At 47.4% G+C, this 24,860-nt stretch carries 26 protein-coding genes and 1 tRNA gene; 13 read left to right on the top strand and 14 right to left on the bottom strand.

Annotated features, from left to right (window positions below):
- Positions 1-51 precede the first annotated feature (51 nt).
- From GA520_RS18350 to pilM, 5 genes are read right to left on the bottom strand one after another with little or no spacing between them, the layout of a single operon-like run.
- Positions 52-1,935 carry a secretin and TonB N-terminal domain-containing protein gene (locus GA520_RS18350; RefSeq protein WP_163337869.1) on the bottom strand — a complete coding sequence of 628 codons (1,884 nt, stop codon included), beginning with the start codon at positions 1,933-1,935 and terminating at the stop codon, positions 52-54.
- Positions 1,936-1,938: 3 nt separating this feature from the next.
- Complete coding sequence (locus GA520_RS18345) at positions 1,939-2,475, bottom strand: pilus assembly protein PilP (RefSeq protein ID WP_163337868.1); 537 nt, start codon at positions 2,473-2,475, stop codon at positions 1,939-1,941.
- A 24-nt stretch (positions 2,476-2,499) separates the two neighbouring features.
- Positions 2,500-3,120: a type 4a pilus biogenesis protein PilO gene (locus tag GA520_RS18340; protein ID WP_163337867.1), complete on the bottom strand. Its 621-nt coding sequence runs from the start codon at positions 3,118-3,120 to the stop codon at positions 2,500-2,502.
- 35 nt (positions 3,121-3,155) lie between these two features.
- Entirely contained in the window at positions 3,156-3,734 is a 579-nt protein-coding gene (locus GA520_RS18335) for a PilN domain-containing protein (protein WP_163337866.1), read from the bottom strand.
- A gap of 26 nt (positions 3,735-3,760) precedes the next feature.
- Positions 3,761-4,819: a type IV pilus assembly protein PilM gene (pilM, locus tag GA520_RS18330; protein ID WP_163337865.1), complete on the bottom strand. Its 1,059-nt coding sequence runs from the start codon at positions 4,817-4,819 to the stop codon at positions 3,761-3,763.
- A gap of 411 nt (positions 4,820-5,230) precedes the next feature.
- On the opposite strand from pilM, the gene lepB reads away from it, so the two are divergent.
- From lepB to GA520_RS18315, 3 genes are read left to right on the top strand one after another with little or no spacing between them, the layout of a single operon-like run.
- Positions 5,231-5,854, top strand: a complete 624-nt coding sequence (lepB, locus tag GA520_RS18325) for a signal peptidase I (protein ID WP_163337864.1) — start codon at positions 5,231-5,233, stop codon at positions 5,852-5,854.
- Positions 5,855-5,883: 29 nt separating this feature from the next.
- Positions 5,884-6,840 carry an aspartate carbamoyltransferase catalytic subunit gene (locus GA520_RS18320; protein ID WP_163337863.1) on the top strand — a complete coding sequence of 319 codons (957 nt, stop codon included), beginning with the start codon at positions 5,884-5,886 and terminating at the stop codon, positions 6,838-6,840.
- A 1-nt stretch (position 6,841) separates the two neighbouring features.
- The gene (locus GA520_RS18315) at positions 6,842-8,119 is read left to right on the top strand and encodes a dihydroorotase (RefSeq protein WP_163337862.1); all 1,278 of its coding nucleotides are present in this window, start codon (positions 6,842-6,844) and stop codon (positions 8,117-8,119) included.
- A 35-nt stretch (positions 8,120-8,154) separates the two neighbouring features.
- Here the strand turns inward: GA520_RS18315 and sfsA are convergent, their stop codons facing one another.
- Positions 8,155-8,850, bottom strand: a complete 696-nt coding sequence (gene sfsA, locus GA520_RS18310) for a DNA/RNA nuclease SfsA (RefSeq protein WP_163337861.1) — start codon at positions 8,848-8,850, stop codon at positions 8,155-8,157.
- A 172-nt stretch (positions 8,851-9,022) separates the two neighbouring features.
- Here sfsA and GA520_RS18305 point away from each other — a divergent pair, with 172 nt between their 5' ends.
- The 6 genes from GA520_RS18305 (at position 9,023) to GA520_RS18280 (ending at position 13,197) form a co-directional block, all read left to right on the top strand.
- Complete coding sequence (locus GA520_RS18305; RefSeq protein WP_163337860.1) at positions 9,023-10,240, top strand: type I glyceraldehyde-3-phosphate dehydrogenase; 1,218 nt, start codon at positions 9,023-9,025, stop codon at positions 10,238-10,240.
- A gap of 6 nt (positions 10,241-10,246) precedes the next feature.
- Positions 10,247-10,717 (top strand): ribosomal protein S18-alanine N-acetyltransferase, encoded by a 471-nt coding sequence (rimI, locus tag GA520_RS18300; protein WP_163337859.1) that lies wholly within the window; start codon positions 10,247-10,249, stop codon positions 10,715-10,717.
- 1 nt (position 10,718) lies between these two features.
- Positions 10,719-11,894, top strand: a complete 1,176-nt coding sequence (gene pgk, locus GA520_RS18295) for a phosphoglycerate kinase (RefSeq protein ID WP_163337858.1) — start codon at positions 10,719-10,721, stop codon at positions 11,892-11,894.
- A 39-nt stretch (positions 11,895-11,933) separates the two neighbouring features.
- On the top strand, positions 11,934-12,698 hold the full coding sequence (gene tpiA, locus GA520_RS18290) for a triose-phosphate isomerase (protein WP_163337857.1): 765 nt from the start codon (positions 11,934-11,936) through the stop codon (positions 12,696-12,698).
- Positions 12,699-12,708: 10 nt separating this feature from the next.
- A complete protein-coding gene (gene secG, locus GA520_RS18285; protein ID WP_163337856.1) occupies positions 12,709-13,092 on the top strand; it encodes a preprotein translocase subunit SecG in 384 nt (127 codons plus the stop codon).
- A gap of 19 nt (positions 13,093-13,111) precedes the next feature.
- A tRNA-Leu gene (locus GA520_RS18280) sits at positions 13,112-13,197 on the top strand.
- A gap of 706 nt (positions 13,198-13,903) precedes the next feature.
- Here the strand turns inward: GA520_RS18280 and GA520_RS18275 are convergent.
- The 8 genes from GA520_RS18275 to GA520_RS18240 are packed head-to-tail and all read right to left on the bottom strand — an operon-like array spanning position 13,904 to position 21,299.
- Positions 13,904-16,036 (bottom strand): FAD-dependent oxidoreductase, encoded by a 2,133-nt coding sequence (locus tag GA520_RS18275; RefSeq protein WP_163337855.1) that lies wholly within the window; start codon positions 16,034-16,036, stop codon positions 13,904-13,906.
- Between the two features lie 40 nt (positions 16,037-16,076).
- Positions 16,077-16,649: an electron transport complex protein RnfA gene (locus GA520_RS18270; RefSeq protein WP_163337854.1), complete on the bottom strand. Its 573-nt coding sequence runs from the start codon at positions 16,647-16,649 to the stop codon at positions 16,077-16,079.
- Between the two features lie 11 nt (positions 16,650-16,660).
- Positions 16,661-17,278 carry an electron transport complex subunit RsxE gene (rsxE, locus tag GA520_RS18265; RefSeq protein ID WP_163337853.1) on the bottom strand — a complete coding sequence of 206 codons (618 nt, stop codon included), beginning with the start codon at positions 17,276-17,278 and terminating at the stop codon, positions 16,661-16,663.
- 14 nt (positions 17,279-17,292) lie between these two features.
- Positions 17,293-17,880, bottom strand: a complete 588-nt coding sequence (locus tag GA520_RS18260; RefSeq protein WP_163337852.1) for an FMN-binding protein — start codon at positions 17,878-17,880, stop codon at positions 17,293-17,295.
- Positions 17,873-18,868, bottom strand: a complete 996-nt coding sequence (locus GA520_RS18255) for an RnfABCDGE type electron transport complex subunit D (protein WP_163337851.1) — start codon at positions 18,866-18,868, stop codon at positions 17,873-17,875. The genes GA520_RS18260 and GA520_RS18255 overlap by 8 nt, the downstream gene beginning before the upstream one ends.
- On the bottom strand, positions 18,865-20,187 hold the full coding sequence (locus GA520_RS18250) for a 4Fe-4S dicluster domain-containing protein (protein WP_163337850.1): 1,323 nt from the start codon (positions 20,185-20,187) through the stop codon (positions 18,865-18,867). Before GA520_RS18250 ends, GA520_RS18255 begins: the two co-directional genes overlap by 4 nt.
- Before the next feature lie 13 nt (positions 20,188-20,200).
- Positions 20,201-20,833, bottom strand: coding sequence for a cytochrome c3 family protein (locus GA520_RS18245; RefSeq protein ID WP_163337849.1), 633 nt, complete (start codon positions 20,831-20,833; stop codon positions 20,201-20,203).
- Positions 20,823-21,299: a hypothetical protein gene (locus GA520_RS18240; RefSeq protein ID WP_163337848.1), complete on the bottom strand. Its 477-nt coding sequence runs from the start codon at positions 21,297-21,299 to the stop codon at positions 20,823-20,825. The genes GA520_RS18245 and GA520_RS18240 overlap by 11 nt, the downstream gene beginning before the upstream one ends.
- Positions 21,300-21,977: 678 nt before the next feature.
- Here GA520_RS18240 and GA520_RS18235 point away from each other — a divergent pair.
- The 4 genes from GA520_RS18235 to GA520_RS18220 all read left to right on the top strand — a co-directional run bounded on the left by GA520_RS18235 (position 21,978) and on the right by GA520_RS18220 (position 24,860).
- Entirely contained in the window at positions 21,978-22,553 is a 576-nt protein-coding gene (locus tag GA520_RS18235; RefSeq protein ID WP_163337847.1) for a helix-turn-helix domain-containing protein, read from the top strand.
- 261 nt (positions 22,554-22,814) lie between these two features.
- The gene (locus tag GA520_RS18230) at positions 22,815-23,054 is read left to right on the top strand and encodes a ferredoxin family protein (protein ID WP_163337846.1); all 240 of its coding nucleotides are present in this window, start codon (positions 22,815-22,817) and stop codon (positions 23,052-23,054) included.
- A 1-nt stretch (position 23,055) separates the two neighbouring features.
- Entirely contained in the window at positions 23,056-24,117 is a 1,062-nt protein-coding gene (gene vorB / locus GA520_RS18225) for a 3-methyl-2-oxobutanoate dehydrogenase subunit VorB (protein ID WP_163337845.1), read from the top strand.
- Positions 24,117-24,860, top strand: a complete 744-nt coding sequence (locus GA520_RS18220; RefSeq protein ID WP_163337844.1) for a thiamine pyrophosphate-dependent enzyme — start codon at positions 24,117-24,119, stop codon at positions 24,858-24,860. Before vorB ends, GA520_RS18220 begins: the two co-directional genes overlap by 1 nt.

Below are 24,860 nucleotides of genomic sequence, written 5' to 3'. Positions count from 1 at the left end.
CCTCTTTGAGCTGTCTTTTTGCCTTAGTCATTGGTAATCGCTCAATGGTAATTAGTTAGTTCCGGCAGCTATACGGCCGAGAATGTATTTTTTTAGATCCGGACGTAACTGATATCCGGAAGCCATAATGGATTTATATTGCTCAGTAGCTTTTTCTGGTTGCTTAAGCTTATCGAAGAGTCGAGCTTTTGCAAGCATGGTATCCACGGTTTCTCCGTAGTTCTCATTGTATTTATCTAGAAGTTTTAGTGCAATTTCTTCTTTGTTGTTGTTCTCACTGAAGGCAGCGAAACTGAATAAAGCTTCTTTCATAGGAGGGGTACCGCTAATTGCCTGAGTAAAATATTCGGATGCCTCTTCTACACGTTGCATATTTGCAGATGCTATCGCCGCATATAATGCCGCCTTCAAGTTTGATTTGTCTTTTTTAAGGCTTTCCTTGGCATAGTATAACGATTTGGCATTCATACCCAGGTTTACAAGATAGAGTGTGGCTAACTTGTTATAGATTTTGGGATTGTCTGGCCAGAGAGAGCCAGCTTGCTCATAGAGTGCTGCCGCATCTTCGTAGTCCTCACTTTTCAAAAACTCCTGTGCCTTCACCAAAAGTTCTTTAGCCTTAATGATTTCTTTTGATTGATTAGCAGATTCACTGATGATGAGTGCTTCCTGCTCAACAACTTCAACATCAGCCTCAAAAGAGAGATTGTCCTCTGCTCTTTCAGGCCACAGAAAAGCCTTCTTTTTCGGATAAATTACTATAGTGTTGAAACGCTCCTCTTTCTCAAGATCAAGTAGATTGAGGATAATATCAAGAGCAAAATCCCAGGGTACATCTGTTAGTGCGAGGGTTAGTGTACCACTGACGCCTTGATCAACGATGATATTCAGATCAGTAATTTGGCGAAATAGCCTGAAGACATTATGTATGTCGATCTTGTAAAAATCGATACTAATCCGTTGCTTGTTATAGCCAGAGAAAGAAAAAGTATCCTGCAGATTATCTGCGTCTTCAGAGGGAGGAATAGTTTCACCTGATAACATTCCAGTGGATGATTCAATAAGCTCATCGAGAGTATCATCAGCATTTGTACCTGGGGGAGACGCAGGTTTCGTTGCAGAAGAATTTACAATGGAAGACTTAACTTCTGATACGATAACCTGTAGAGAATCTGGTGTAGATTTGACATCATACGGGAATAGTTCCGAAGAGACAGAATCTATAACAAAACGAGCACCTGTACCCCGAGGAGCAACTCTGATTCTGGAAACTGCCGTGTCAATCTTTTTCTCGCGAACAAGATTCGTAATTGAGACATCGGGTATGTCGATATAAAGTCTCGCTGGTTGATTTGAATCTCCAGCTAATGTTCCTACCTTGTAATCAGTAAGCGTTTTGGCACTCATTAGATCAATGGTGGTAATATCCTTATCTTTAGATATTTTAATGTCAGTAATAGCTGCCTGAGCTGAACTTTCCTCAGCTTGCTTTACGGATGGATAAATATTTATTTTTATACCGTTACCTGCACGATTAATCTTATAATCGTGGGTATCTGCAAGTTGAAAGGAAAAACGTTTTATTCCAGGAGTTTCTGTCGCAAGATCCTTGATGGACATCTTGGCAATTGTATTCACCTGCAGTGTAGGTGGATTAGGTGTGATGACATCGGCAAAAACAGCTCCGGAGATATCAAGAATTACCGTGAAAGGAGCAAATTCCTCTGAAACAGTAAACGCCGGTATCGTATCACCCATTATCTCTATAGAGAGAGTATTATTCGTAATATCCGATTTAAAATCAGATATCATATATACCGGATCTACACTGTCACCTTTATTTTGTTGTGCCCATGATGTACTCATGAATAAGGTGAGCACAAGAGACAGTACTGAGTATATTACCAGTTTAGGTATTGCAGATCTGTCGTACATTTTTTACTCTTCTCCCTCTTTCTTAAGAACCATCACTACTTGAGTGACAATTTTTTTCCCGGCACGTGTAAATGCCGTTTCTTCAATAAGTACTTTATTTGGAATTATGTCTTTTACAACACCACGCCGACCAATTTTTATACCTTGGGAAAGGATATAACCTTTGCCTGTGACGTCTTCTACCATTGCATATCGGACGTTATCCCTTTCCAAAAGCGCGACGAGATTCAGCTGCCCAGGCTCAAAAACCTGCATACCTGAAAGTTCACCTGCTGTGTCGACAATTTCATCCAAGTCAACGGAACTTGAAGTTGACTTTGGTGATAAGAAAGGGACAAATGGGTCTCTTCGACTTTCTAACTCATATGAAAATGTTTCAGTATCTTGTTTGGTATCTGATATCATTGAATTAGTGCCTGAAGTAGCCATCGTCGATGGGGACCACAGGAAGGATATAGTCACGCATGAAAAGATACTGAGAACTATTTTGTTCAGCGTTATAGAAGATCTAAGTTTATATTTATGAAGTATTTTTTTCATAATCAACTCCCAAATTGATCTTTATTATTTCTTCCCATTTTTCTTTGGGAGAGGTTTATTGGTGAATTGATAAGTAACAAGACGACAATCGGACTTCAGGAGCATTTCGCCTGCCTCTTCTTTGGGAGAACTCATCTTAATATTGGATACAGTAACAATCCTTTCCAACTTGCTCACCTGATCAAAGAAGAAGCCTACATTGTGATAAGGTCCTCGAACATTAATAGTTATGGGGATTTCATCGTAGAAATCCTTTTTAATGTTATTTCCAGGTTTGAAAACCAGAAAGTCTAAGCCGGCATTCCTGCCTAATGACGAGATGTCACGTAGGAGTTGTGGAATCTCCTTTTCCTTAGGTAACAAAATGGATTTTTCGTCAAAAATCTGCTGTGTCTCCGCCAATTCCTTTTCAAGTTTAGGCAGATCTCGTGCTCTTTTCTTAGCGGTACTGAGTTCTTTTGCGACTTTAGCCTTTTTGGTATCCAGCCTATCCAATTGTTCCAGATTTGGCTTCAGAAAAAGAAAGTAGAATGCAACAGCTGGAATTAGAAAAATAACAATCAATATAATTGATTTATACTTTGGTTCCAGCGGGATATATTTTTTATCCAGAAAATCGGTAAATGCTTCGTTCTTTTTTTTCATGCCATCAATACTCAGCTGTTCAGGAATGTCGATTGTTATTGTTGAGTTGCAGCAACGTTTTGTACAGGTGCCGGTTGGGATACTGCACAACTCAAGGAAAAACTCTTCAAATCCCTTCCTGCTACTTGCTTAAGGGATGAGTTGGAAAGATTTACTGATGTAATAAATGGTGATAATTTAAGGTTGTCCATAAACTGGGCAACTGTCTGGTTGTCCAAAGCCATGCCGCTCAGTGAAAGCGAACCACCCTGCTGGTTCAGGGTTAATAACCACATTCTTTCGTTATCTATAATATTGGCAACCTCATCAAGAACTCGTACCGTTAATGAAGAATCTGCTTTTAATTTATCAATGACGGCAGTTTTTCTTACGAGTTCTTTTTTTGCGGCTTCAATCGTCTTTATTTTGTCGAGAATAGGTTGATAGGATTTCTTTTCCTTTTCTATAGCAGCGATGGTCTCATTTAATGCAGCTACTTTTTGAGTTTGGAAAAATCCGATAAAGCCAAGAATAGCTAAGAAGGCCAAAAATAAAAGGAGGACACTAAATATCTGATAACGAGCTTTTGCGCGTTTTTTTAACTGCCGGACGGGGAGTAAGTTGATTTGTAACATATCTCTTCCAAAAAATGGATGGAACCCTAAATTACAGATGGTCTGATAGCGATACCTGAGGCTATTGCCATTTCAGGTCCGATACTGTTTAAATATTCAGTGTCAATTTTCTTGGAGTTATATTGCATGGTTGCAAAAGGGTTGAATAGTTCAACTTCCAAACCGGTTTCCTTTTCAAGGAAATCGGTAAGACCTACGATCTTTGATCCACCACCGCTTAATACGAGTTTTGAAAGAGGTGAATCAGGGTTGTTGGCTTGATACAGATCAATAGCCTTTTTAATTTCAAGTACCCATTGTGTACATGTTGAAGAGAAAATTTCTTCTATCTGTTGTTGGTGTTCTCCAGGCGGGTTTTGGCCTAGTTTTAATGATTCTGCCTCATCGTACTCAATATCAAGGGTAGCCTGGATCTGTTCAGTTAGCTGCCTACTGCCTACAACAATATCCCTTGCGACAACGGATAGCCCGTTTGAGAGGATATTGATATTCATTTTTGAAGCCCCGATATCAACTAAAGCAACGTTCATATTGTCCGGATAGCTGTGCTCGTAGGTGTTTTCAAGAGCAAAACCATCAACGTCTACAAGGACTGGCTGTAAACCCAAACCTTCCAACATGTTCAGGTAATCATCAACAACTTCCTTTTTGGCAGCGACGAGCATTACCTCAATACGATCCGGATTTTCCGTTTCTCCTTTCAGCGCCTGGAAATCGAGATATACATCTTCAATATCAAAAGGGATGTATTGCTCGGCCTCAGTTGTGATATGCTCTTCGAGTTTATCGTCATCCATCATGGCAAGGTTTATCTTTTTAACAATGACGGAATATCCGGAAATGGAGAAGCCTACTTTCTTGCTCTTGATTTTGAGGTTACTTAAAAGGTCTGAAATCGCTTTGGATACGATCTCTGGTTCGATAAGTGTTCCGTCATCTACAGCACCCTCTGGTAATACGGTGCTTCCGATAGCCAGAACGGAATATCCCTTGTCGGTTCGCTTGAGCTGACATATTTTGACAGCGTGGGAACCGATATCCACACCTACAACAAGATTGTCCTTGGACAGAAACGGCAAACTCATAATTGATGATAGGGTTTAAATTTTTATACTGCATTAATACCGTTTGAAAAGGTATTGCTAACATGTAGATTTTTCTTACATATGTCTATTTAGGACATAATTAATGGGAATTGTCAAGTGAAACACTCTTCTTTCTTTTACTTTTTTTCTTTTTAAACAGCATGTTAATACGATTGTCAAAATTTTTATACTCTAATTTTCTACAACATATTGTCACAAGGAGATGAGGTTACTCTTTATATGGTATGTCATCTGTTGATCTGTAACTTATCCGGCAGAACTATTTGATCCTTGATGGATTTATTAATGCTGGTTGTAATTCATAGCAGTATAATGTAGCTTCTTGCCAAAACAAAATGAGGATAATCACACTTTGTGTCTTTTAGAATTGTGAGGAAAAAGTTGGAAAATATGATCAAAAACAAATCTGTTGTTAGGGAGTATGTCGAGGCTATTCTTATTGCCGCAATACTCGCTCTTTTCATCCGTACATTTATCATTCAGGCGTTTAAAATTCCATCTGGCTCAATGTTGCCTACCCTGCTTATTGGGGATCATTTACTGGTAAACAAATTCAAGTATGGGGTGAAAGTGCCTTTTACCGGAACAACAATTCTCCCATTTAAGAAACCTGTTAGAGGGGACATTATTGTTTTTCGATATCCGCGTGACAGATCTATTGATTATATAAAACGTCTCATTGGCACACCTGGTGACACTATCGAATTACGTAATCAGGTAGTGTTGGTTAACGGTGAAAAAGTCGATGATCCTTATGCGTGGATAGATCCAAACAGTCTCCGGTCACCAAAAGCGACATTTGGTCCGGTGACTGTACCGGAAGGATCATATTTTGTTATGGGGGATAATAGAAACAACAGCTCAGATAGTAGATTTTGGGGATTTGTTGACCAAAAGGATATACTCGGCAATGCATTTATTTTATACTGGTCGTGGGATCTGAAAAAGCCGTTGATATCTATTGGTAGGTTTACGTCTATAAGGTGGAGCAGGATTGGAGATATTATCCACTGAAATTCGGTTCATGAAATAGGAAAAGTATCGTGCAGTCAGAATACACTTTCAGGCATAAACATATTTTAGGTATTAGGCAACTCGACGTAGATGATATTAACCATATCATTTATACTGCTCGTTCCTTTAAAGAGATTGGGAACCGGCCAATTAAAAAGGTTCCTACACTTCGCGGGAAGACGATAGTCAACTTCTTTTTTGAACCATCTACCCGAACGCGTGTCTCTTTTGAAATAGCGGGCAAGAGAATGAGCGGAGATACCTTTAATATCTCTGCTTCTTCGAGTTCTGCAACCAAGGGTGAAACGCTTATAGACACAGCCAAAAACCTGCAAGCAATGAGCCCGGATATAATAATTATCCGGCACTCCTGCTCTGGTGCTCCAAATCTGCTTGCAAAACATGTTCAGGCTTCAGTAATTAACGCGGGTGACGGTACTCATGAACATCCGAGTCAGGGGCTTTTGGATATCATGACTATTATGGAGCACAAGGGCTCACTTGAGGGATTGAAAATCGCCATTGTCGGCGATATCGCCCACAGTCGTGTAGCTGGATCTGATATGATTGGTTTTACCCGTCTGGGGGCCAAGGTTTATCTTGCAGGACCCGCAACCTTCATGCCGGTCGGAGTCGAACAGTTTGGTGTGCACGTCTGTAAAAGCGTCCGAGAGGCCGTTGAGGATGCAGATGTGGTTATGGCACTCAGGATACAGATGGAGAGGCAGAAGGATCCACTGATACCAAGTTTACGTGAATATGCTTCCTTTTATGGAATAAACAGTGATCTTCTTAAGAATGCCAAAGAGGATGTCCTTGTCATGCATCCCGGGCCAATCAACAGGGGGGTCGAGATGAATCCGGATGTCGCCGATGGCAAACGGTCGGTGATACTGGATCAGGTAACCAATGGTGTCGCTGTAAGGATGGCACTTCTTTATCTGGTCCTGGGTGGTGATAAAGGCGAAGTTGCACAGGGGGCATGAAATGGGAAAGCCGATATTGCTGAAAAATGGTAGAATTATTGATCCGGTCACTAACAGGGATGGTAAAGCAGACCTTTTCATCAGAGATGGTCTAATCTCCGATCTGGCTGAATGCCTGGCTGAAGAAGTTGTGGAATTTGACCTTGACGGTAAGTGGGTCGTGCCGGGTCTTATTGATATGCACGTGCATCTGCGTGAACCCGGGCAGGAATATAAAGAGACTATTGAAAGCGGCACTAACGCCGCTGCCGCCGGCGGCTTTACTGCGGTTGCCTGTATGCCCAATACCGACCCGGTGAATGATAGCGCCCAGGTGACCCAGTACATCCTTGAGAAGGCTGAAAACTGCAAGGCTCGCGTTTACCCTGTAGGGGCTGCATCCAAGGGCAGTAAGGGAGAAGCGCTCGCACCCTATGGGGAGATGAAGGATGCAGGAGTTGTTGCTGTTACAGATGATGGTCTACCTGTAGTCGAGAGCCAGCTGATGCGCAGGGTGCTTGAGTATGCAGGCAGCCACGAACTGCTGGTAATGTCCCATGCTGAAGAGTTGTCTCTTAGTCGCAACGGCTGCATGAATGAAGGGCTTGCTTCCACCCGGTTCGGGCTTAAGGGAATTCCCGCAGCTGCGGAATCGATAGCGGTTTATAGGGAGGCCGCTTTAGCTGAACTTACCGGCTGTCGTGTCCACATTGCTCATGTCAGTACAGAGGCCGCCCTGGATGTGGTTCGGCGTGCAAAAGAACGTGGGGTCGCAATTACCGCTGAAACTGCCCCGCATTACTATTCTCTCACCGAGGATGCTGTCGAGGGGTACGATACCCACGCAAAAATGAGTCCTCCCCTGCGGTCGGAGCAGGATCGGCAAGCGGTAATCACCGCCTTGCAGGATGGAACTCTTGATGCGGTCGCCACCGATCATGCTCCTCACTCAGTGCTGGAAAAGGAGCTGGAGTTTCAGTATGCAGCAAATGGTATTACCGGTTTGGAGACGGCTCTGTCCCTTACATTGTCATTGATTCGCCAGGGCTTGATCGATGAGAACAGGTTCGTGGAACTTATGAGTGTAAACCCTGCCCGCATCCTGGGTGTTCCCGGCGGGAGCCTGGCTGTCGGAGAGGTCGCCGATATTACTGTTATTGACCCGGATGAGAAATACCTGTTCACCGCTGATGGGTGCTATTCTAAAGGGAAAAATTCACCATTTATCGGCAAGGAGCTGCAGGGACGAGCTGTAATGACATTCGTAGAAGGGGTATTGCGTCACAGGCTTGGTGAGTAACCATAGCCTTTCGGCGAGCGATCTTTGCCGTAATGTTAGAGTTCGATCGGAAGTCTGCGAACAATCGATATACCTTTCGGAGTCACTTCCGCCTGACTGGCGATTGCCATAACCCCCCTTGAGACAGCTCTTTTCAGGGTTGTGCTATAGACGTGATCTATTTCTATGGCCGGCCGGAATCTGTCCGCGTCCATTCGCTGGACGAGGAAGAAAATGCAGGCGTTGCTCCCTTCCTGCACCAGAGACATCAACTCCTCAAGATGCTTGGTGCCTCTTGCAGTTACGGCGTCCGGGAACATGGCGCAGCCGTCAATTGCCAGGGAGCAGTTCTTTACCTCTATAAATGTTGTGGTGTTGTCATGTTCGACTAAAATATCCAACCGACTCTTCTTTGACACCTTCACTTCCTGACGAAGTGTTGTCACATCTCTGAATTCCTCGATTTGCTGTTCGGTGATGGCTTCGGCCACAAGGTGATTGGTGCGGGAGGTGTTCACTCCGACCCATGTGCCATTGTCTTTTACCATTTCGAGGGTATGCGGATACTTTCTTTTCGGATTGTCTGAAAGGGATACCGCAGCCCTGCTTCCTGGTGTTGAGCAGCAACTCATGGAGCCGGTATTCGGGCAATGTGCCGTAATCTGGGTGCCGTCGTCAAACTCGATATCTGCAAGAAATCTCTTATATCTTTTCAGGAGAGTGCCTGTTTGCAATGGTGGCTTAAAAAACATGAATTATCTCTTGATTTGTGGTAGTACTTAAAGGTTTTTTTTGATAAGATTATTTGAATTTGCGTATCAATGAAATAGATAGCTGATTGCATGTCTGACCCGACCAGATTCAGGACGGGAATACTCTTACAATCCGTTTACGACACTTTACAGAGAAAGGAGATCCATTGCCATGAATTTAGGTATAAACGGTCTGGGAAGAATTGGGAAACTTTCACTTTGGCACCATGTATCAAGGAAGCATTTTGAAGGCCTGGTGGTCAATATAGGTCGTGAGGTAGGTGTTGGATTGAATGATCTGGCTGCTGCAATTGAAAGGGACTCGACATATGGGCGTCTGGGGACGTATCTTCATGGGCATAAGGCGGGAAGAATAATCCAGGAATTAGATGATGCCGCCGGCACTATGCTGGTCAATGGCCTCCCTGTGAAAATTCTACGCTCTTCAAGGAATCCCAAAGATATTTCCTGGCGGGATAATAATGTGAAACTGGTTGTTGATACGACCGGTGTGTTTAATGATCCGACTGCAGACGCCAATGATAAGCGTGGCGCCCTGCGAGGTCATTTGCAGGCGGGAGCAGAAAAGGTGATGTTGTCCGCTCCTTTCAAGATCAAGTCAAAAGGGCTTGAAATGCCGGGCGATGCCGTGACGACGGTTATGGGTATAAACGATGAGGTGTATGACGCTTCTGCACACTCCTTGATCTCTGCAGCTTCCTGTACCACAACCTGCTTATCATACATGATCAAACCGTTAATGGAGAGGATGGGGGCCGACAAGTTGTTGAGTGCTTCTATGGTTACGGTACACGCAGCCACGGGGAGTCAGCAGGTGCTCGATAGGTTGCCCAAGTCGGGAGCTATCGATCTCAGGAAAAACCGTTCCATCCTTAATAACATTATCCTGACCACAACGGGTGCGGCAAAGGCGCTTGCCCTGGTCATTCCAGAGATGGAATCAATTGGGTTTATGGCTGAGTCGGTACGTATTCCCACATCGAGCGGTTCCCTTATTATATTGGTACTAAATATTCAGGACGATCCTGATAGATCGACCCGTAGGGCAGATATTAACACGATTTACCGGGAGTTTGCAGAGACGACTCCTTACCTTGAATACACCGAGGAGCAAAACGTTTCGTCAGATATTCTGGGTACACCCTGTGCTGCAGCGGTCATTGAGGGAACAGAGACCCACACCCGGACGGCATCCATTCAGGTTGATCTGTCCAAGGTGAAGGGTGGCGAGACTCTCTCGACCGACGATTCTTATTTGGATGTGCCGGTAACACAGGTTGTTGTCTATGGCTGGTATGATAACGAACTTGGCAGCTACACAAATATGCTTGGTGACCTGACGGTACAGGTTGCAGGTTCGATGCTTTAGGCGTTCATGCGTGTTGTTGTCCGCAGGTTTACGAGAGATGATATCCAGGCTATTGCTTTTATAGAACAACAGTCGGTATCATCCTGGTCGAAAGAGCAGGTGTCTGCGGAACTTGATTATGACAGGAGTGTGTCTTATTGTGCCGTATCAGAATCTGGTGCGCACCTTGGATGGTGTACGGCCAGGCTCGTCGGTGGTGAGGCTGAATTGTTAAAAATTGCAGTGCGAAATGACTCTAAACGTCTGGGTATTGGTACCCTCCTGTTTAACCATCTTGTAGCAAGCCTTCATGCGAGAGGTGTGAAGGATCTTTTTCTGGAAGTTCGCTCGCAAAACATTCCGGCAATTCATTTTTATACCAGACTTGGTTTCCAGGAAATCGGTCGAAGAAATGGTTATTATAAGCATCCCGATGACGACGGTCTACTTTTCAAGAGAATCATAGAGAAGGGCATGGGCCCTGAACAAGGAGAATAGAATGAAATCAATCCTCGATCTTGATGTTGCGGATAAGAGGGTGCTCGTCCGGGTAGATTTTAATGTACCCATGGATGATGACAGAAATATCACCGATGATATTCGCATCAGGACGGCCTTGCCAACCCTGCAGCATGTGGTCGATAAAGGTGGCAAGCTGATAATTTGTTCGCATATGGGTCGACCAAAAGGAGAACGGGTTGAAAAGTTTAGCCTCGGGCCAGTAGCAAAGTACCTGTCAAACCTGATGGATAGAAAGGTGACTCTGGCACCTGATTGTGTTGGTGAGCAGGTTGAAGTGATGGTGGCGGCTATGCAGTCCGGTGATGTTGTGCTGCTTGAAAACCTGCGATTCAACAAGGCCGAAACTGTAAACGACCCTGTGTTTTCAGAAAATCTGGCAAAATTGGCCGATGTCTATATCAATGATGCCTTTGCCGTTTCACATAGGGCGCATGCGTCAGTTGTGGGTGTGGCTGAAAGGGTCGCGGAAAAGGGCATGGGATTTTTACTGCAGACTGAGATGGAATATTTTCATAAATCAATGGATAATCCGGTCCGCCCCCTGGTAGCCCTGGTTGGTGGCGCGAAAGTATCTTCCAAGATCGGTGCGTTGGAAAATATGCTCGATAAAGTTGATCGGATGGTCATTGGTGGAGCCATGGCCAATACTTTCTTGAAAAGTATGGGCGTGGATGTGGGATCGTCAAAAGTAGAAAACGATCTTCTGGATGTGGCGAGCAAATTTATCGAAGCAGCTGAGAGGAAGGGGGTCAAGTTGTATCTGCCCGTAGATTTCGTCGTTGCCGATTCATTTAGTGCCGATGCGGTTACTAAAAATGTTACTTTCAGGGATATTCCCGAGAATTGGATGGCCCTTGATATTGGTCCGGCAACCTCTATCCTGTTTGCTGAAGCACTTGCCGATGCTATGACAATTGTCTGGAATGGTCCCATGGGGGCCTTTGAGATGGATCCCTTTGCAGGTGGCACCATGGCAATGTGCCGGGTTGTCGCAGCGTCCCAGGCTTTGACGATAACGGGTGGCGGAGATTCCAATGCCGCTGTGAAAAAATCAGGAGAGTCCCGTTTCATCAGCTACATGTCCACTGGTGGCGGGGCCTTTCTGCATCTGATGGAAGGGAAGACCCTGCCGGGCGTGGATGTCTTGAATTAACAGAGTGACTGATTCAGTTCAGTTTTGGAAGGAGATACGATGAAAAGAAAAGCGATGATGGCCGGCAACTGGAAGATGCATATGACGATATCTGAGGCATGTAAATTAGCTGAAGATGTTGCTCAACAGTGCAAAAAATATGACGACCGTGAGGTGCTCCTGGCTCCGGCATATACAGCTTTGAGCGATGTGGCGGCGGCTATAAGAGAAGACGATATCATCGTTTGTTCCCAAAATGTGTGTTGGGAGGAAAAGGGCGCATTTACCGGCGAGATATCACCGGTAATGATCAAGGATGCTGGAGGAAGTGCCGCAATAATAGGCCACTCTGAAAGAAGACAGATATTTGGGGAAAGTGATCAGCTCATCAACCGTCGTTTGCAGGGAGCCCTAAATTTTGATCTCCTGGGTGTGCTGTGTATTGGCGAGACGCTGGAAGAGCGCGAAGCAGGAAAAACATTTGAGGTGCTTGAGACACAGGTGAGGGAGGCTTTGGCAGGTGTTGAGGCCGGACAGATGGGAAATGTGGTGCTGGCCTATGAGCCTGTCTGGGCAATAGGCACAGGTAAGACCGCTTCAAAAGAGCAGGCGCAGGAGGCCCATGCATTTATCCGGCAATTAATCGCAAATATCTACGAAAAAAACATTGCTGAGCAAACAAGAATATTGTATGGTGGCTCGGTCAAGCCAACCAACGTTGATGAACTTATGGCCCAGCCTGATATAGACGGAGCCCTGGTTGGTGGAGCCGCGCTGGACGCCGACTCCTTTGGCAGAATTATTAACTTTGAACAAGCCGGATAGATATATCTGAATGGATACTTTACTTACCATAGCCCACGTTGTTGTGTGCCTCTTTCTTGTCGGTATTGTCTTGCTGCAGCATGGCAAGGGTGCGGACATCGGCGCAACTTTCGGTGGATCCAGTCAGTCGCTTTTCGGTACGGAAGGACCTCTGCCGCTGCTTAATAAGATTACGACTGCAGCTGCCATTATCTTCATGCTGACCTCTGTCTCACTTGCGTATCTTTCAACGCAAAAAAGTTCGAGCTCTGTCATGAAAAATGTGGTAATAGAGCAGCCTGCTGCTCAAGAAGAAGCTGCCGTACCTATGGCTCAGGAAGATGCGATGCAACCTGTGGCCGAAGAAGCAGCACCGACTGCAACACCTGCAACAGAAGGGGCGCAGCAACAGTAATAGAAACTCTCTTATGAGTGCCGAAGTGGTGGAATTGGTAGACACGCTATCTTGAGGGGGTAGTGGGCCACGCCCGTACGAGTTCGACTCTCGTCTTCGGCACCATTCTTATAAAACGCCTGTAATCTTAATTGATTACAGGCGTTTCTTTTTTTAGTGGTTTGCTATTTCCAGGCAAGCCTGAATCTTTCCAAGGCCAGGCAGGTACCTGCTGTATTGTGGTATTCAAAGAAGAAATTTTAAAGCTCACCCTGATTAAGGCAGGCGTATTGATGTCTGTGAGTAAATTGTGTTATTGAGCTGTATAGTTCAGTACGTCATTGGCGTCATTGAAGAGGGAACCTGGTAGGGGTGCAGGCCTGTGCTCTGTTGGGATTTACCCTTTGAGATCGATTGATCCCGCTATCTTAAAGATGAATGAACAAATCTTTTAACAGGCCATATGGTGCGCGATATTTAAGTAAACGATATCGATATCCATAGATGCTGTAAGTTGGGGTCGGAAATGCTCTGGCCTGATTATACGTTCCCGTCTAAAAGCAGATTTTCATTTTATGAGCTGATAGAGGGAGGAGCTGTAAGACTATTGATGTGTTTGCCGCCAGCAGTGATATGCATTGTCATCGGCTGTGACAATTTCAAAGTAAGATGACAGTCTCTGAAGGTGCTGATCAGTCATGGTGTTGCAATGATGCAGATAAAGAGGAAGAGGTCGTGTGGGCATTCTGCCTGCGAGGGCAACCGTAAAAGAAAAGGCCAAAAGCACGTTATGCTTTCGGCCTTGAAGCTGTGTATGTAATGATATGAGAGACTATGCAGCAGCAGTATCCTTTTGCTTTTCTACAATATGTGGCTCGTTGGGGCAGGATTTGGCGACCCTGAGTTCATCTGAAGGAAGATCATTCTGGTCGTAGCAGTAAATTCCGCAATTGAGGCAGCGACTCGCCTCATTCTTGCACTGCTTTTCACTAATAGTCCCCTCGACCTCAATGAAGGTACCCATGCGTTCTTCAACCGTTATAACTGGTTTCACAGCCTTGGTGGGAATCGGTTTAACGTTAACCAGTGAATCAACCAGCGCCGGCGCCATCATCTCACGTTGTCTGTCCTCAATGGGTGGGATCTTCCCTTCGGTTACGTGGTAGTGAATGGATCGTGCTGCGAATCTACCACCCGCAATCGCATCGACAAGCAGGCGTGGGCCGGTAAAGCAATCGCCACCAGCGAAAACACCGGGGATATTGGTTTCGAGGGTGTCTTCGTTCGCATCGACCGTGCTGTAGCGAGTTCTGTCGAGGCCATCAGCTTCAACAATTGCGTCCAGATCACATCCCTGGCCAACTGCCTGGATAACGACATCGCAGGGGATAACGCGCTCCGAGTCTTCGACAGGGATACAATCAGGCAAGCCGCCTGGATTGTGTTTTAAGGTGACATCCTGAACCTGGATACCTGTCAGCTTGCCGTTTTCTCCGACAAAGCGCATCGGCGAGACAAGGCAATGCATGTTGACACCTTCATTCTCGGCATCGACAATTTCATGGGCATTGGCTTCCATCAGATCGCGAGAGAACCTGAACAGTAAATTAACATTGGCAGCGCCGTCACGAAGGGCGGAACGGGCACAGTCCATTGCCACGTTGCCGGCGCCGATAACGATAATATTGTCACCCTTAATGAGGTCCTCATCGGTATGGAAACGCCTGAGATAGTCTATTCCGCTGCATATGCCATCAAGTTCCTTTCCTTCAAAAGGAAGCAGGCGACCTGTCCAGAGGCCAAGAGCGAGGTATATTGCATCAAATCCCATGGCCTTGAGAGAACGGATTGTGAAATCTTTTCCAAGTGCGACACCGGTATGCGCTGTCACGCCAAGTCCAAGTACTCCTTCAATATCCCAAAGATACTGTTCTTCTGAGAGACGGTATTCTGGGATGCCGTAAAGAGGCATTCCACCAAGTTTATCCATCTGCTCGAAGATATCAACCTGATGCCCTAATCGACGGAGGTAATAAGCAGCGGTAAGTCCCGAGGGACCACCGCCAACCACTGCGATTTTGTAACCCGTATCGGCGGCAACAGGAATTTTGATTCTTTGTCCGCTATTGCGCTCCCAATCAGCAACGAACCTCTTTATGGCATTGATTGCCAGCGGGTCATCCTGTGTCTGGCGACGACACTCCGTGGCGCAGAGTTCAGGACAGACACGCCCGGTCGCTACGGGAAGCGGATTGTTATCCTTGACTGTCATGAGTGCCGCGCCATATTCGCCGCGACGAGCATGAGCCAGATACTTGGGAATGTTAATCTGGGCAGGACAGCGCTGCCGGCAGGGCGAAAGGCACTGGGTATACTGGTTCCAGTGAAGGATTTTTGTTTTCTCGCCAACAAGGTTAATGATTCCCTTCGGACAGGTGGTGACACAACTGCCGCAGCCCACGCAGCGATCCGGATCGAAGACCGGAAGGCCGGTATCCGGATTCATGGTAATAGCTGAGAATTTACATGCCCTCATGCAGGAACCAAGGCCCAGGCAGCCGTTTTCGCAACGGATAAAACCGTGATAGAGCTGTAAGGCGGCGCGACAATCCTGAAGGCCGGAGTAGTCATATTTACGTGCTGCGCGGTAACCACCTTCGCAGGTAGTACAGGCCAGTGCTGGCTCTGCACCAGCCACATCATAGCCAAGATAGGCGCCAATAGCTTCAGCAGTTTCGGTGCCGCCAACCACACAGGCATTGACCTCTAAATTGCCGTTAACCATTGCTTCTGCGGAAGCAGAGCAGCCTGCCATTCCGCAGCCACCGCAGTTAGCACCGGGTAGAAGGGCTGCAACAGCTTCGATCCGGGGGTCTTCCTCAACATAAAATACTCTTGCTGCGATCCCAAGAATTACAGCTGCCACAAAGGCGATTCCTACTAGCAGGATTATTGGTGCGGTCACGATACGTCTCCTTGTTTCTTAACTAGTTCTCTTTTGAAAACTAGGCCATCCCCTGGAAGCCGATAAATGCTAATGCCATAATACCAGCGGTTATCAGCGCAATGGAAGTTCCCTGCATTGACTTCGGTACTGCCGAGATCATCAATCGTTCACGAATGCCGGCAAAAAGGATCAGGGCAAGACCATAACCAACGGCACTAGTGAAGGAGAAGACGAGCATTTCAACAAATCCATACTCTTTTTTGGCGACCAGAAGGGCAACACCCATAACCGCACAGTTTGTGGTGATGAGTGGCAGGTAGACTCCAAGCGCATTGTAGAGAGTACGACTCTGCTTTTTCAGGATGATCTCCACTAACTGAACCAGGGAGGCAATGATCAGGATGAAGCTGAGTGTCTGCAGAAATTCCAGGCCGTATGGTTTCAAAACAAATGTAAATACCGACCATGTGAAGATGGCTGCCATGACAGTAACAAAAACGACAGCCATGGCCATACCCAGTGCGGTCTCAAGTTTTTTGGAAACGCCAAGGAACGGACAGTTGCCAAGATACTGGGCCAGCAGGATATTGTTGACAAAGGTGGCAGATATTGCCAGGAAGAAAAGATCCATGAGTTATTCCTCTATCCCTGAATGAACTTCTCACCGCGCCAACGGGAGAAGAGGTTCTGTAGTGCCAGCAGGGTGCCGATAGTGACAAATGCTCCCGGTGCTGAAACGAGAAAGGCCATTGGCTCAAAAGACTCACCGAAGACTGGCAGGCCAAACCAGGTCCCGGCTCCGAATATTTCCCGGAGGGAACCGATGAGGGTCAGGGAGATGGCGTAACCGGTGCCGACGCTGAAGCCGTCGATCATGGAAAGAAATGGTGGATTCTTCGCCGCGAAACCTTCCGCCCGTCCAAGTACGATACAGTTCACTACAATAAGTGGTATATAAATGCCGAGTTGCTGCGAAAGTGGGAAAAAGAATGCTTTCATCAAAATCTCGACTATAGATACGAGGGTTGCAATAATGACGATATACGAGGCAATGCGTACCTTGCTCGGAATAACATTTCGCAGGGCCGAAATCGCCCCGTTGGATAAGGTTACGACAAATGCCGTGGCCAGCCCCATGCCAAGCCCATTCTCTGCCGACATTGTTACCGCGAGAGATGGGCATAAGCCGAGAACGAGGCGGAACGGCGGTATGCGTTTCCACAGTCCGGCAGTAAGTGTGTCTAGATATTTGTTTGCCATGCTGGTTGTTCCTTCTAAAGCTCTGCGATCATTTTAAGGATCTCATCCTTGTTTTCGCCAAAAAAGTCCAGCACATCGTTGGTGCCGTTAACAGCGGCACGTGAGGTGGTGGAGGCGCCGCTGATCGAGTCAATTATGCCGCCATCAGCGGTAACTGCTAAATGTTTGTCGAGTGGCAGACCCTGCCATTGACGACGAAAACCGGGTTCTTCGATTCGCGCTCCCAGGCCGGGTGTCTCACTGTGGCTGACTACTTCCATCCCGGCTTGTCGTTGATTGATGAGGTCTATGCCAACTATGATTTTGAGATCGCCCCCGAATCCTCCCTTGCCGATAGCTTCTACAGCAAGTATTGATACATCTTTCCCTTCCCTGCTGAAGAAAACAGGTACGTCTCCTTTTTCTGACGGGACAACTATTTTATTACCGAGCACTTTCTCTGCGGGTTGTCCAAAAAGACGTTCAAGGGCCGGGCCGCGCACGTAGAGATCCGTTTGCTTATCTACGTATGGGGCGAGAAGGACATTGGCTGAGGTGAGTGCTGCGGAGCACACCCCTGCGATCAGGCAGAGCACAACGACCATGCGTGTGATTTCAGACATCTTCAGCCCCCTTAATCTTCGGTTTAATCATATCCATAAGCGGTGCACAGAGATTGGCTAAAAGAACGGCAAAGACGATGCCGTCAACATGTTTTGAGTAGCCCCTGATGAGGATCAGTAGTACTCCCGCCAGTATTCCGTAGAAAAACAGAGGTAATTTGTTCACCGGTGATGTGGTGTGGTCCGTGAGGAGGAAGAGCCCCATGAAGACAGTGCCGCCACTAAGCAGGTAAAAGACGGGAGAGGCAAATGTATCAGGATAGACGAGATGAAAAATACCCGCAGTCACCACCAGTCCTGCGAGAAAACCGGCAGGAGCCTGCCATTGGATCTCACGCATGGCGAGGAGCAGAAGGCCGCCAATCAGGATAAAGATGACCATGCCGTTAGCTATGCCTGCAACCTGTTGGCCAAGCAGCATATCAAGCCAGTGGTATTGTGATTCTGCCGATGAGCCAATCGATTTCAGCAACTTCAGGGGTTCGATCATGGTCACCTGCCAGTCCATGTCTTTCATGGCGCCGGTGTAATCCATGCGGTTTGGCCATGAGAGCTGCATGACAGCAAGGGCGAGAACCGCTGGCTGAGCCGGGTACGCTCCAACACCACCGAAGAATTTCTTGCCGACGATAATCATGAAAAAGCAGCCGACCAGGATCAGCCACCATGGAGTGTTGAGTGGCAGCATAAAGGCCAGCATCAGGGCCAGGCTCACGCTGCTCCAGTTGGAGGTGATGTCGCGTGAGGGGGCAAGTTTTTCTGCAATAAAGTCGATGACGACTGAAAAGCATACACAGAGCCCGAAGATGCGGAGTGCGGCGGGGCCAAAGAAGAAAAAGCTTGCCGCCATGGCGGGTGCCAGGGCGAATACCCAGCGCTGATAGATCTCTGCCAGTCCGTTACCTATTCGGACGTGAGGTCCGACGGCTACATTGAGCATCTTTTTATCGGGTGGCGTTGGTTGTCTGAAGAGTCGTAGTTCTTTCATGAGTCACCTCCGGCGGCCCAGGTGAAACGCTCACCGTGGATCATGTCGTGGTTGCAGAAGTGGAGGAGTTGAACGATGGGTCGCTCTGCCGGGCAGACATGAGCACACAGCCCGCACTCGTGACATGCCTCCGGGTGAAGCGTTCTTGCTGATTCGAGCTGACCGAATTCTATCATCCGGTTAACCAGGTGGACTTGGATATTTACGGGGCACACCCTGGCACACCTGCCGCAGTTTATGCAGGGGGCGATGGTGTCAAATGGGTTGACATCGTCTGCTATGAGATAGATGCCATTATTATAGGTAAGAGGTGCCTGGTCTGAGTATTGGGCAAAACCCATCATGGGGCCCCCGACAACTGGCCGGGTAAAATCTGAGGCTTTTAAGCCCTGGCTTGCCAGGACATGGGCCAGTGAACTGCCTAGTGGAAATCGGACAGTTACGGCCTTGTCGATCGTGGTCCCGCTTATGGTTATACATTTCTGGGTAAGGGCTGCAACCCCATCCAGCGCATCGACCATGGCCAGCAGGTACTCTACATCCAGTACGGTAATGCCGTGATACCGGTAACTTTCCCTGTTTGGAATGCGGTGTCCTATAAGGGTGGCGATAACCTCACGCTCAATACGGGCGGTATAGTTGTCCCGAAGAAAAACGAGCTCCGCCAGATCGTTGAATATTGGCTCGGCCCAGGACCTGAGATGCTCGGGAGCGGTGAGGCAAATGCGGGCGCCTGGTATAAATGCAGCTATCTGTTTAAGGCCTTTGGCAACTTTTTTACTCTGCTGCTCAAGAAGCAATTGGGAGGTGAGTATGGTTGTTTCCTGGCGAACACCGGTAATAATGACGGTGTTGACGGGTGGCAGGTCAGCCAGCTCACCTTCCTCTTCCCACTCTCGTCCGGATAATGTCCAGGGCGGGGCCACGCCCGCGCTGCGCATCCTGTCCATTGCCGACTCCAGGTCGCCTTGACGAACGTTGGTGTCGAAAATCTCTTCAGGAGCAAGAGGTTCACCGCCGTCGTTCTCTATAACGATGGCAGGAGAATGGACTGATTGTGCAGTCCAGACTGTGGTGATGTCCTTTACCTTGCCGCTTATAGAGGCGATAACGCTGTTGCCAACTCTAGACTTACCGATAACCTGTCCCTTGCGGACGGTATCTCCTGTCTCGACAATCGGGAGATAGCGTACCCTGCCCGGGTACTCAAGAGGGATAACAACATGATCCGGGTCGTCAATCTGGCGAATGACAGGGTCGTACGCCGCCAGGCTTGGAAGTGCCGGTTCCTTTTTTAATAGTTTCAACAGTCCTTGCATGAGTGAAACATCCTTATCGTAAATGGCAAGCTGCACACTTTACAGCACCGTCGGCTTCGGCAAATCTGTCCGGTGCAGACTCCAGGTGGCATGGTGTACAGTTTGTATGGAAGGATTCCGAGACAGACCGGGGGGCGTGGCAGCCCGTACAGGTGTGTTCACCGGCGTCCATGTACTCATCGTGGGCCATCATATCCGGGGAGTAGCTGTCATCGTGACATTCCGTGCAGCTGAGAGTGCGTTGCTCGCTTTCCTGTTTGCCTGGATGACACTCGCGGCATGATGCAGCCCGATTTTCCTCTCCGCTTGGTTCGTGACATTTGGCACAGTCGCGACTGTGGATTTCCTTTAATTCGGTATGCTCGAACTCATCCGCCTCGACATCGTCGTCGTGGCATTCTGCGCAACTTGTTGCTTGTTCTGCACTGTAGAGATCGTGATGGCACGAGGCGCATGAGTCGATAGATCGACCATGCTCTCCATGATCGAAAAGCACGGATCCTGCGCTGCTCTGGAAATATATCCTGTCTGCCTTTTTGGTCTCTCCGTCAGCCATGCTGCCGAAAACAGCTGCGGCGAGTGCTGCAATGGTTACGATTGTCAATGTTGGGGTCCAGTTTCGACGCCCCCGGTTGTTACCACTCATGACTATCCCTTAAAATGAGGCGTTCGTTGTCCTCTTCGCTCATTGTGTACCAGCGACAGGTCCGGCGGACGCAGAGGGTGATTAGTAATTTGATTGAGTTGGATACCGAAATATGAAATTTAAGCATCTTGCAGTTGTCTTTCTTGCAGACCATGTCCGGTTCGATGAGGGAGGCATCACAGTGGGGGCAATGAACATCTGCCAGCTCCTCATCATCTTCCACATGAATAGTGCTTTCCCGGTCCAGCACATTGAGATAGGGTGAAACCCTGCTGATTCCTACCTCGCCTGCTTTGTTAACGATTCGGAAAACGGCCTTGTCGTCTTCATTAAGCCCCTCTCCGCAATGGGGGCACCAACAGGTCAGATAGGTGTCCTTGTTGATGTGGGAACGTTTCATTAATGGATCGGAATCCCATACTTCATTTTCCCAACTGGCTGGCTGATCAGGACGTTTATCTGTCATTGTGGACTCCTTTAAAGCAGTTTTTTTGATATTGAATGGTTAATTTCGGTTATTATACACTATCAGTTATCGGGGCAGATACCACTTTGTACCTTGCCGCCTGGCTTAATGCTCAATTGCCAGGGGCTAGACAGGGTTACTGCCGGTTCAGATATTGTTGTTTTCGAAGTTTATCAATATCAGCTTATTTGAATAAGTGTTACAGGGTGGTGGTCAGACCAGCTTTTCCTTGAAAAAATGAGACTATAATAGGGTCGGGAAAAGGTTTCGAGAAATATTTACAAATTTGGCGAACTTTTTTACAAAATGTCGTGATACAGGCGTCTTGATGGAATTACTACGTTGTAGTGGTTGCGGTAGATGGGCGCTATGCAGGCGCACAAGATGCACATTTGGAACACTGGCGGATAGTAGGGTGCCAGGTGGGAGTTTCTGCTCGTTTTTATTTCGGGATGAATTTATTTTATACGCAATACTGCATTTGAAATGTCATGAAAAATAAAATTAGTTAAGTTTTGGTTTATGATATCATTAAATAGACTCAAATGTGGTTTTGGCTTAGTGGGGCTGTGTAATTACTAGAAGTGACCTGATAACAGGTGGTAAGGGTGTTTGAGTTGAGTTTTGCTCCTTCATCTGTAATTATATGTAAATGCATAACAAAACAGGTTTGATACTATGAAAGATGCTCTCGCTTCACTCGATCTTGGAAACCAGGTCAGAAAACTAAGGAACAAGAGAGATTTAACTCTTCAGGATCTCGCAAATTTGACTGGTCTGTCCAAGCCGAATCTTTCGCAAATAGAAAATAATCTGGTTACTCCGCCTATCGCCACCCTGTTAAAGATTGCCACTGCGCTGGGGGTGCCGATAGGTCACTTTTTTCAGGAATCGCCACAGAAAAGCAATATGATCGTGACTCGCAAAGAAGATCGATATGGGGTGGCCAAGGGACCGCATATTTCCCATATAGGTTATCAGTATGAACCGCTCGCTTACCCTAAGATAGATAAGAGCATGGAGCCTTTTATCGTTCACATGGAAGAGCGTGAATCAACTGATATCGTATATAACAATCACCGTGGTGAGGAATTCCTTTATGTCCTCGAAGGTCGGCTTGAGTTTTGTTATGGAGAGGAGACCGTTGTTCTTGAGGAAGGGGACAGCCTCTATTTTGATTCGGTGCTTCCGCATGGTTACAGGGGGGTCGGCGGACCTGCCAAGACACTTGTCGTAATATACAGGCCTCTCTGATTGTTGTTCTCTCTCTTATCTGCCGTATACCAATCGTCATACGTTTTCCCTGTACCTGTTTGTCTTTGTTCTCCTGAGTGAAAAATGTTGGCGGCAAGACTATCCGCTGGGAAGGCCTTTCCCATGTTAATTAATTGAAAATATTGTTCATAATTTATTGGCTCGGGGTGTGATTGAACTCTTTTCCTTGTTTGACATAACCAAATCATATTTGATACTATAAAACAAAAGCAGGGGATTTAACTACCAGTGGAGGTGAGTATGGCCAGTAAGAAAGGGATTCCGCATATCGCTACCGACAGTTGTAAAGGCTGTGGGCTTTGTGTGTCCGTTTGTCCTGGTTCTGTCCTCGCTATTGACACCGGTCTGGTTAATGTGAAGGGGTACAATCCGGCATATGTCCAGTCTCCGGATAAATGCATCGGCTGTGCCAGTTGCGCCCTCATCTGCCCCGATGTGGTGCTCACCATTTCGCGTGTTCCCAAGGGAGAGGAGGGTTGAGATGGCCAAAACATTGATGAAAGGCAACGAAGCACTCGCTCGTGCGGCAATCCATGGAGGCTGCACCCATTTCTTTGGGTATCCTATAACCCCCCAAAACGAGATTCCTGAATATTTTGCACGCGAGTTGGCTCAAGCGGGAGGGTTCTTTCTCCAGGCAGAAAGCGAGATCGCGGCAGTTAATATGTTGTATGGAGCTGCTTCTGTCGGAGTACGGGCTATGACCTCGTCCTCCTCGCCGGGTCTTGCTCTGATGCAGGAAGGTATCTCTATGCTTGCTGCTACGGAGCTACCATGTGTTCTCGTTAATGTGATGCGCGGTGGCCCAGGTATAGGAGGCATTCAGCCGGCACAATCCGATTATTTTCAGATGACCCGTGGCGGTGGAAACGGTGATTACAGGATACTCTCCCTGGCGCCGTCGACGGTGCAGGAGTCGGTTTCCATGATGCAGGAAGCTTTTGACCTGTCTCAGAAGTATCGTACCCCGGTTTTTATCGTCAGCGACGGTATGCTTGGCCAGATGATGGAGCCGGTTGAGTTTGTTTCAGTCAATAAAAGAAAACAGGCAGGCAGGGACTGGATTCTTGAAGGGCACGGTAATGCCCGCCCACCTAAAACGATCAAATCCCTGGTGCTCGACCCCGCTGGATTAGAAACACACAACAGGATGCTGCAGGAAAAGTATGCGCGTATCAAGGAGGCTGAGGTTCGTTTTGAAGAGTATCTGGTCGAGGATGCCGAACTGGTCTTATGTGCCTACGGCTCGACCGCGAGGATTGCCAGGAATAGTATCGACGAGCTTCGACAAAAGGGATACCGTGCAGGACTTCTACGGCCACAGACCTTATGGCCGTTTCCTCAACAGCCCTTGAAAGACTTGCCTTCAGTTTGCCAGGCGGTGCTCTGCGTTGAAATGAGCTGCGGACAGATGATTGATGATGTGCGCCTTGCAGTAAACGGCAGGGTGCCGGTTCACTTTTACGGTCGTTGTGGTGGCATGATCCCTGAACCTGCAGAGCTGGTTGATAAGGCGCAAGCCATTATGGCAGGAGGTTCGTAATGAGCGTGATCTTCAAAAAGACGCAAGGGCTCACCAAAACACCAACTCATTATTGCCCCGGCTGCACTCATGGAATCGCTCACCGGTTGGTTGCTGAGGCGCTCGATGAGCTGAACCTGCTGGGGGATACCATTGGCTGTTCCGCTGTGGGTTGTTCAATCCTCTCCTATAACTATTTGAATGTGGATATGATTGAATGTTTGCACGGCAGAGCGCCGGCAGTGGCGACTGGAATCAAGCGGTCTGTGCCGGAGAAAACAGTCTTTACCTACCAGGGAGATGGTGATCTCGCCTCTATTGGTACCGCGGAGATTGTTCATGCCGCTCACCGGGGAGAAAATATAACCGTTATTTTTGTGAACAATGCTATCTACGGAATGACAGGTGGGCAGATGGCACCAACAACGTTGCCAGGGCAAAAGGTGACAACCGCACCGGCCGGGAGAAATCCCAAGGTGAGCGGTATGCCGCTGAAGGTTTCCGAAATGCTCGCCCAGGTTCCAGGTGCTGCATATGTCGAACGGGTTTCGTTGCACAGCCCCAAAGAGATTCGCAAGGCAAAAAAAGCAATTATAAAGGGGTTTGTCTGTCAGAGAGAGCAAAGGGGGCTGGCAATTATTGAACTCCTTTCCACCTGCCCAACCGGTTGGGGGCTTAGCCCGGTTGCAGCCCTTGAGTGGCTTGAGGAAAATATGATCCCCTATTATCCACTTGGTGTTCTGAAAACACCGGAGGAGGTCTGA

This window comes from Desulfopila sp. IMCC35008, from assembly GCF_010646885.2.
Lineage (GTDB): Bacteria > Desulfobacterota > Desulfobulbia > Desulfobulbales > Desulfocapsaceae > Desulfopila.
The sequence above is the reverse complement of the archived record's forward strand: the minus strand, read 5'-3'. Positions and strand labels throughout refer to the sequence as shown.

What these genes read in the sequence shown, in the direction of transcription:
- GA520_RS18350 (WP_163337869.1), bottom strand. Translation starts at nt 1,935, where the DNA reads ATGTACGACAGATCTGCAATACCTAAACTGGTAATATACTCAGTACTG.
- GA520_RS18345 (WP_163337868.1), bottom strand. Translation starts at nt 2,475, where the DNA reads ATGAAAAAAATACTTCATAAATATAAACTTAGATCTTCTATAACGCTG.
- GA520_RS18340 (WP_163337867.1), bottom strand. Translation starts at nt 3,120, where the DNA reads ATGAAAAAAAAGAACGAAGCATTTACCGATTTTCTGGATAAAAAATAT.
- GA520_RS18335 (WP_163337866.1), bottom strand. Translation starts at nt 3,734, where the DNA reads ATGTTACAAATCAACTTACTCCCCGTCCGGCAGTTAAAAAAACGCGCA.
- pilM (WP_163337865.1), bottom strand. Translation starts at nt 4,819, where the DNA reads ATGAGTTTGCCGTTTCTGTCCAAGGACAATCTTGTTGTAGGTGTGGAT.
- lepB (WP_163337864.1), top strand. Translation starts at nt 5,231, where the DNA reads ATGATCAAAAACAAATCTGTTGTTAGGGAGTATGTCGAGGCTATTCTT.
- GA520_RS18315 (WP_163337862.1), top strand. Translation starts at nt 6,842, where the DNA reads ATGGGAAAGCCGATATTGCTGAAAAATGGTAGAATTATTGATCCGGTC.
- sfsA (WP_163337861.1), bottom strand. Translation starts at nt 8,850, where the DNA reads ATGTTTTTTAAGCCACCATTGCAAACAGGCACTCTCCTGAAAAGATAT.
- GA520_RS18305 (WP_163337860.1), top strand. Translation starts at nt 9,023, where the DNA reads ATGAATTTAGGTATAAACGGTCTGGGAAGAATTGGGAAACTTTCACTT.
- rimI (WP_163337859.1), top strand. Translation starts at nt 10,247, where the DNA reads ATGCGTGTTGTTGTCCGCAGGTTTACGAGAGATGATATCCAGGCTATT.
- pgk (WP_163337858.1), top strand. Translation starts at nt 10,719, where the DNA reads ATGAAATCAATCCTCGATCTTGATGTTGCGGATAAGAGGGTGCTCGTC.
- tpiA (WP_163337857.1), top strand. Translation starts at nt 11,934, where the DNA reads ATGAAAAGAAAAGCGATGATGGCCGGCAACTGGAAGATGCATATGACG.
- secG (WP_163337856.1), top strand. Translation starts at nt 12,709, where the DNA reads ATGGATACTTTACTTACCATAGCCCACGTTGTTGTGTGCCTCTTTCTT.
- GA520_RS18270 (WP_163337854.1), bottom strand. Translation starts at nt 16,649, where the DNA reads ATGGATCTTTTCTTCCTGGCAATATCTGCCACCTTTGTCAACAATATC.
- rsxE (WP_163337853.1), bottom strand. Translation starts at nt 17,278, where the DNA reads ATGGCAAACAAATATCTAGACACACTTACTGCCGGACTGTGGAAACGC.
- GA520_RS18260 (WP_163337852.1), bottom strand. Translation starts at nt 17,880, where the DNA reads ATGTCTGAAATCACACGCATGGTCGTTGTGCTCTGCCTGATCGCAGGG.
- GA520_RS18255 (WP_163337851.1), bottom strand. Translation starts at nt 18,868, where the DNA reads ATGAAAGAACTACGACTCTTCAGACAACCAACGCCACCCGATAAAAAG.
- GA520_RS18250 (WP_163337850.1), bottom strand. Translation starts at nt 20,187, where the DNA reads ATGCAAGGACTGTTGAAACTATTAAAAAAGGAACCGGCACTTCCAAGC.
- GA520_RS18245 (WP_163337849.1), bottom strand. Translation starts at nt 20,833, where the DNA reads ATGAGTGGTAACAACCGGGGGCGTCGAAACTGGACCCCAACATTGACA.
- GA520_RS18240 (WP_163337848.1), bottom strand. Translation starts at nt 21,299, where the DNA reads ATGACAGATAAACGTCCTGATCAGCCAGCCAGTTGGGAAAATGAAGTA.
- GA520_RS18235 (WP_163337847.1), top strand. Translation starts at nt 21,978, where the DNA reads ATGAAAGATGCTCTCGCTTCACTCGATCTTGGAAACCAGGTCAGAAAA.
- GA520_RS18230 (WP_163337846.1), top strand. Translation starts at nt 22,815, where the DNA reads ATGGCCAGTAAGAAAGGGATTCCGCATATCGCTACCGACAGTTGTAAA.
- vorB (WP_163337845.1), top strand. Translation starts at nt 23,056, where the DNA reads ATGGCCAAAACATTGATGAAAGGCAACGAAGCACTCGCTCGTGCGGCA.
- GA520_RS18220 (WP_163337844.1), top strand. Translation starts at nt 24,117, where the DNA reads ATGAGCGTGATCTTCAAAAAGACGCAAGGGCTCACCAAAACACCAACT.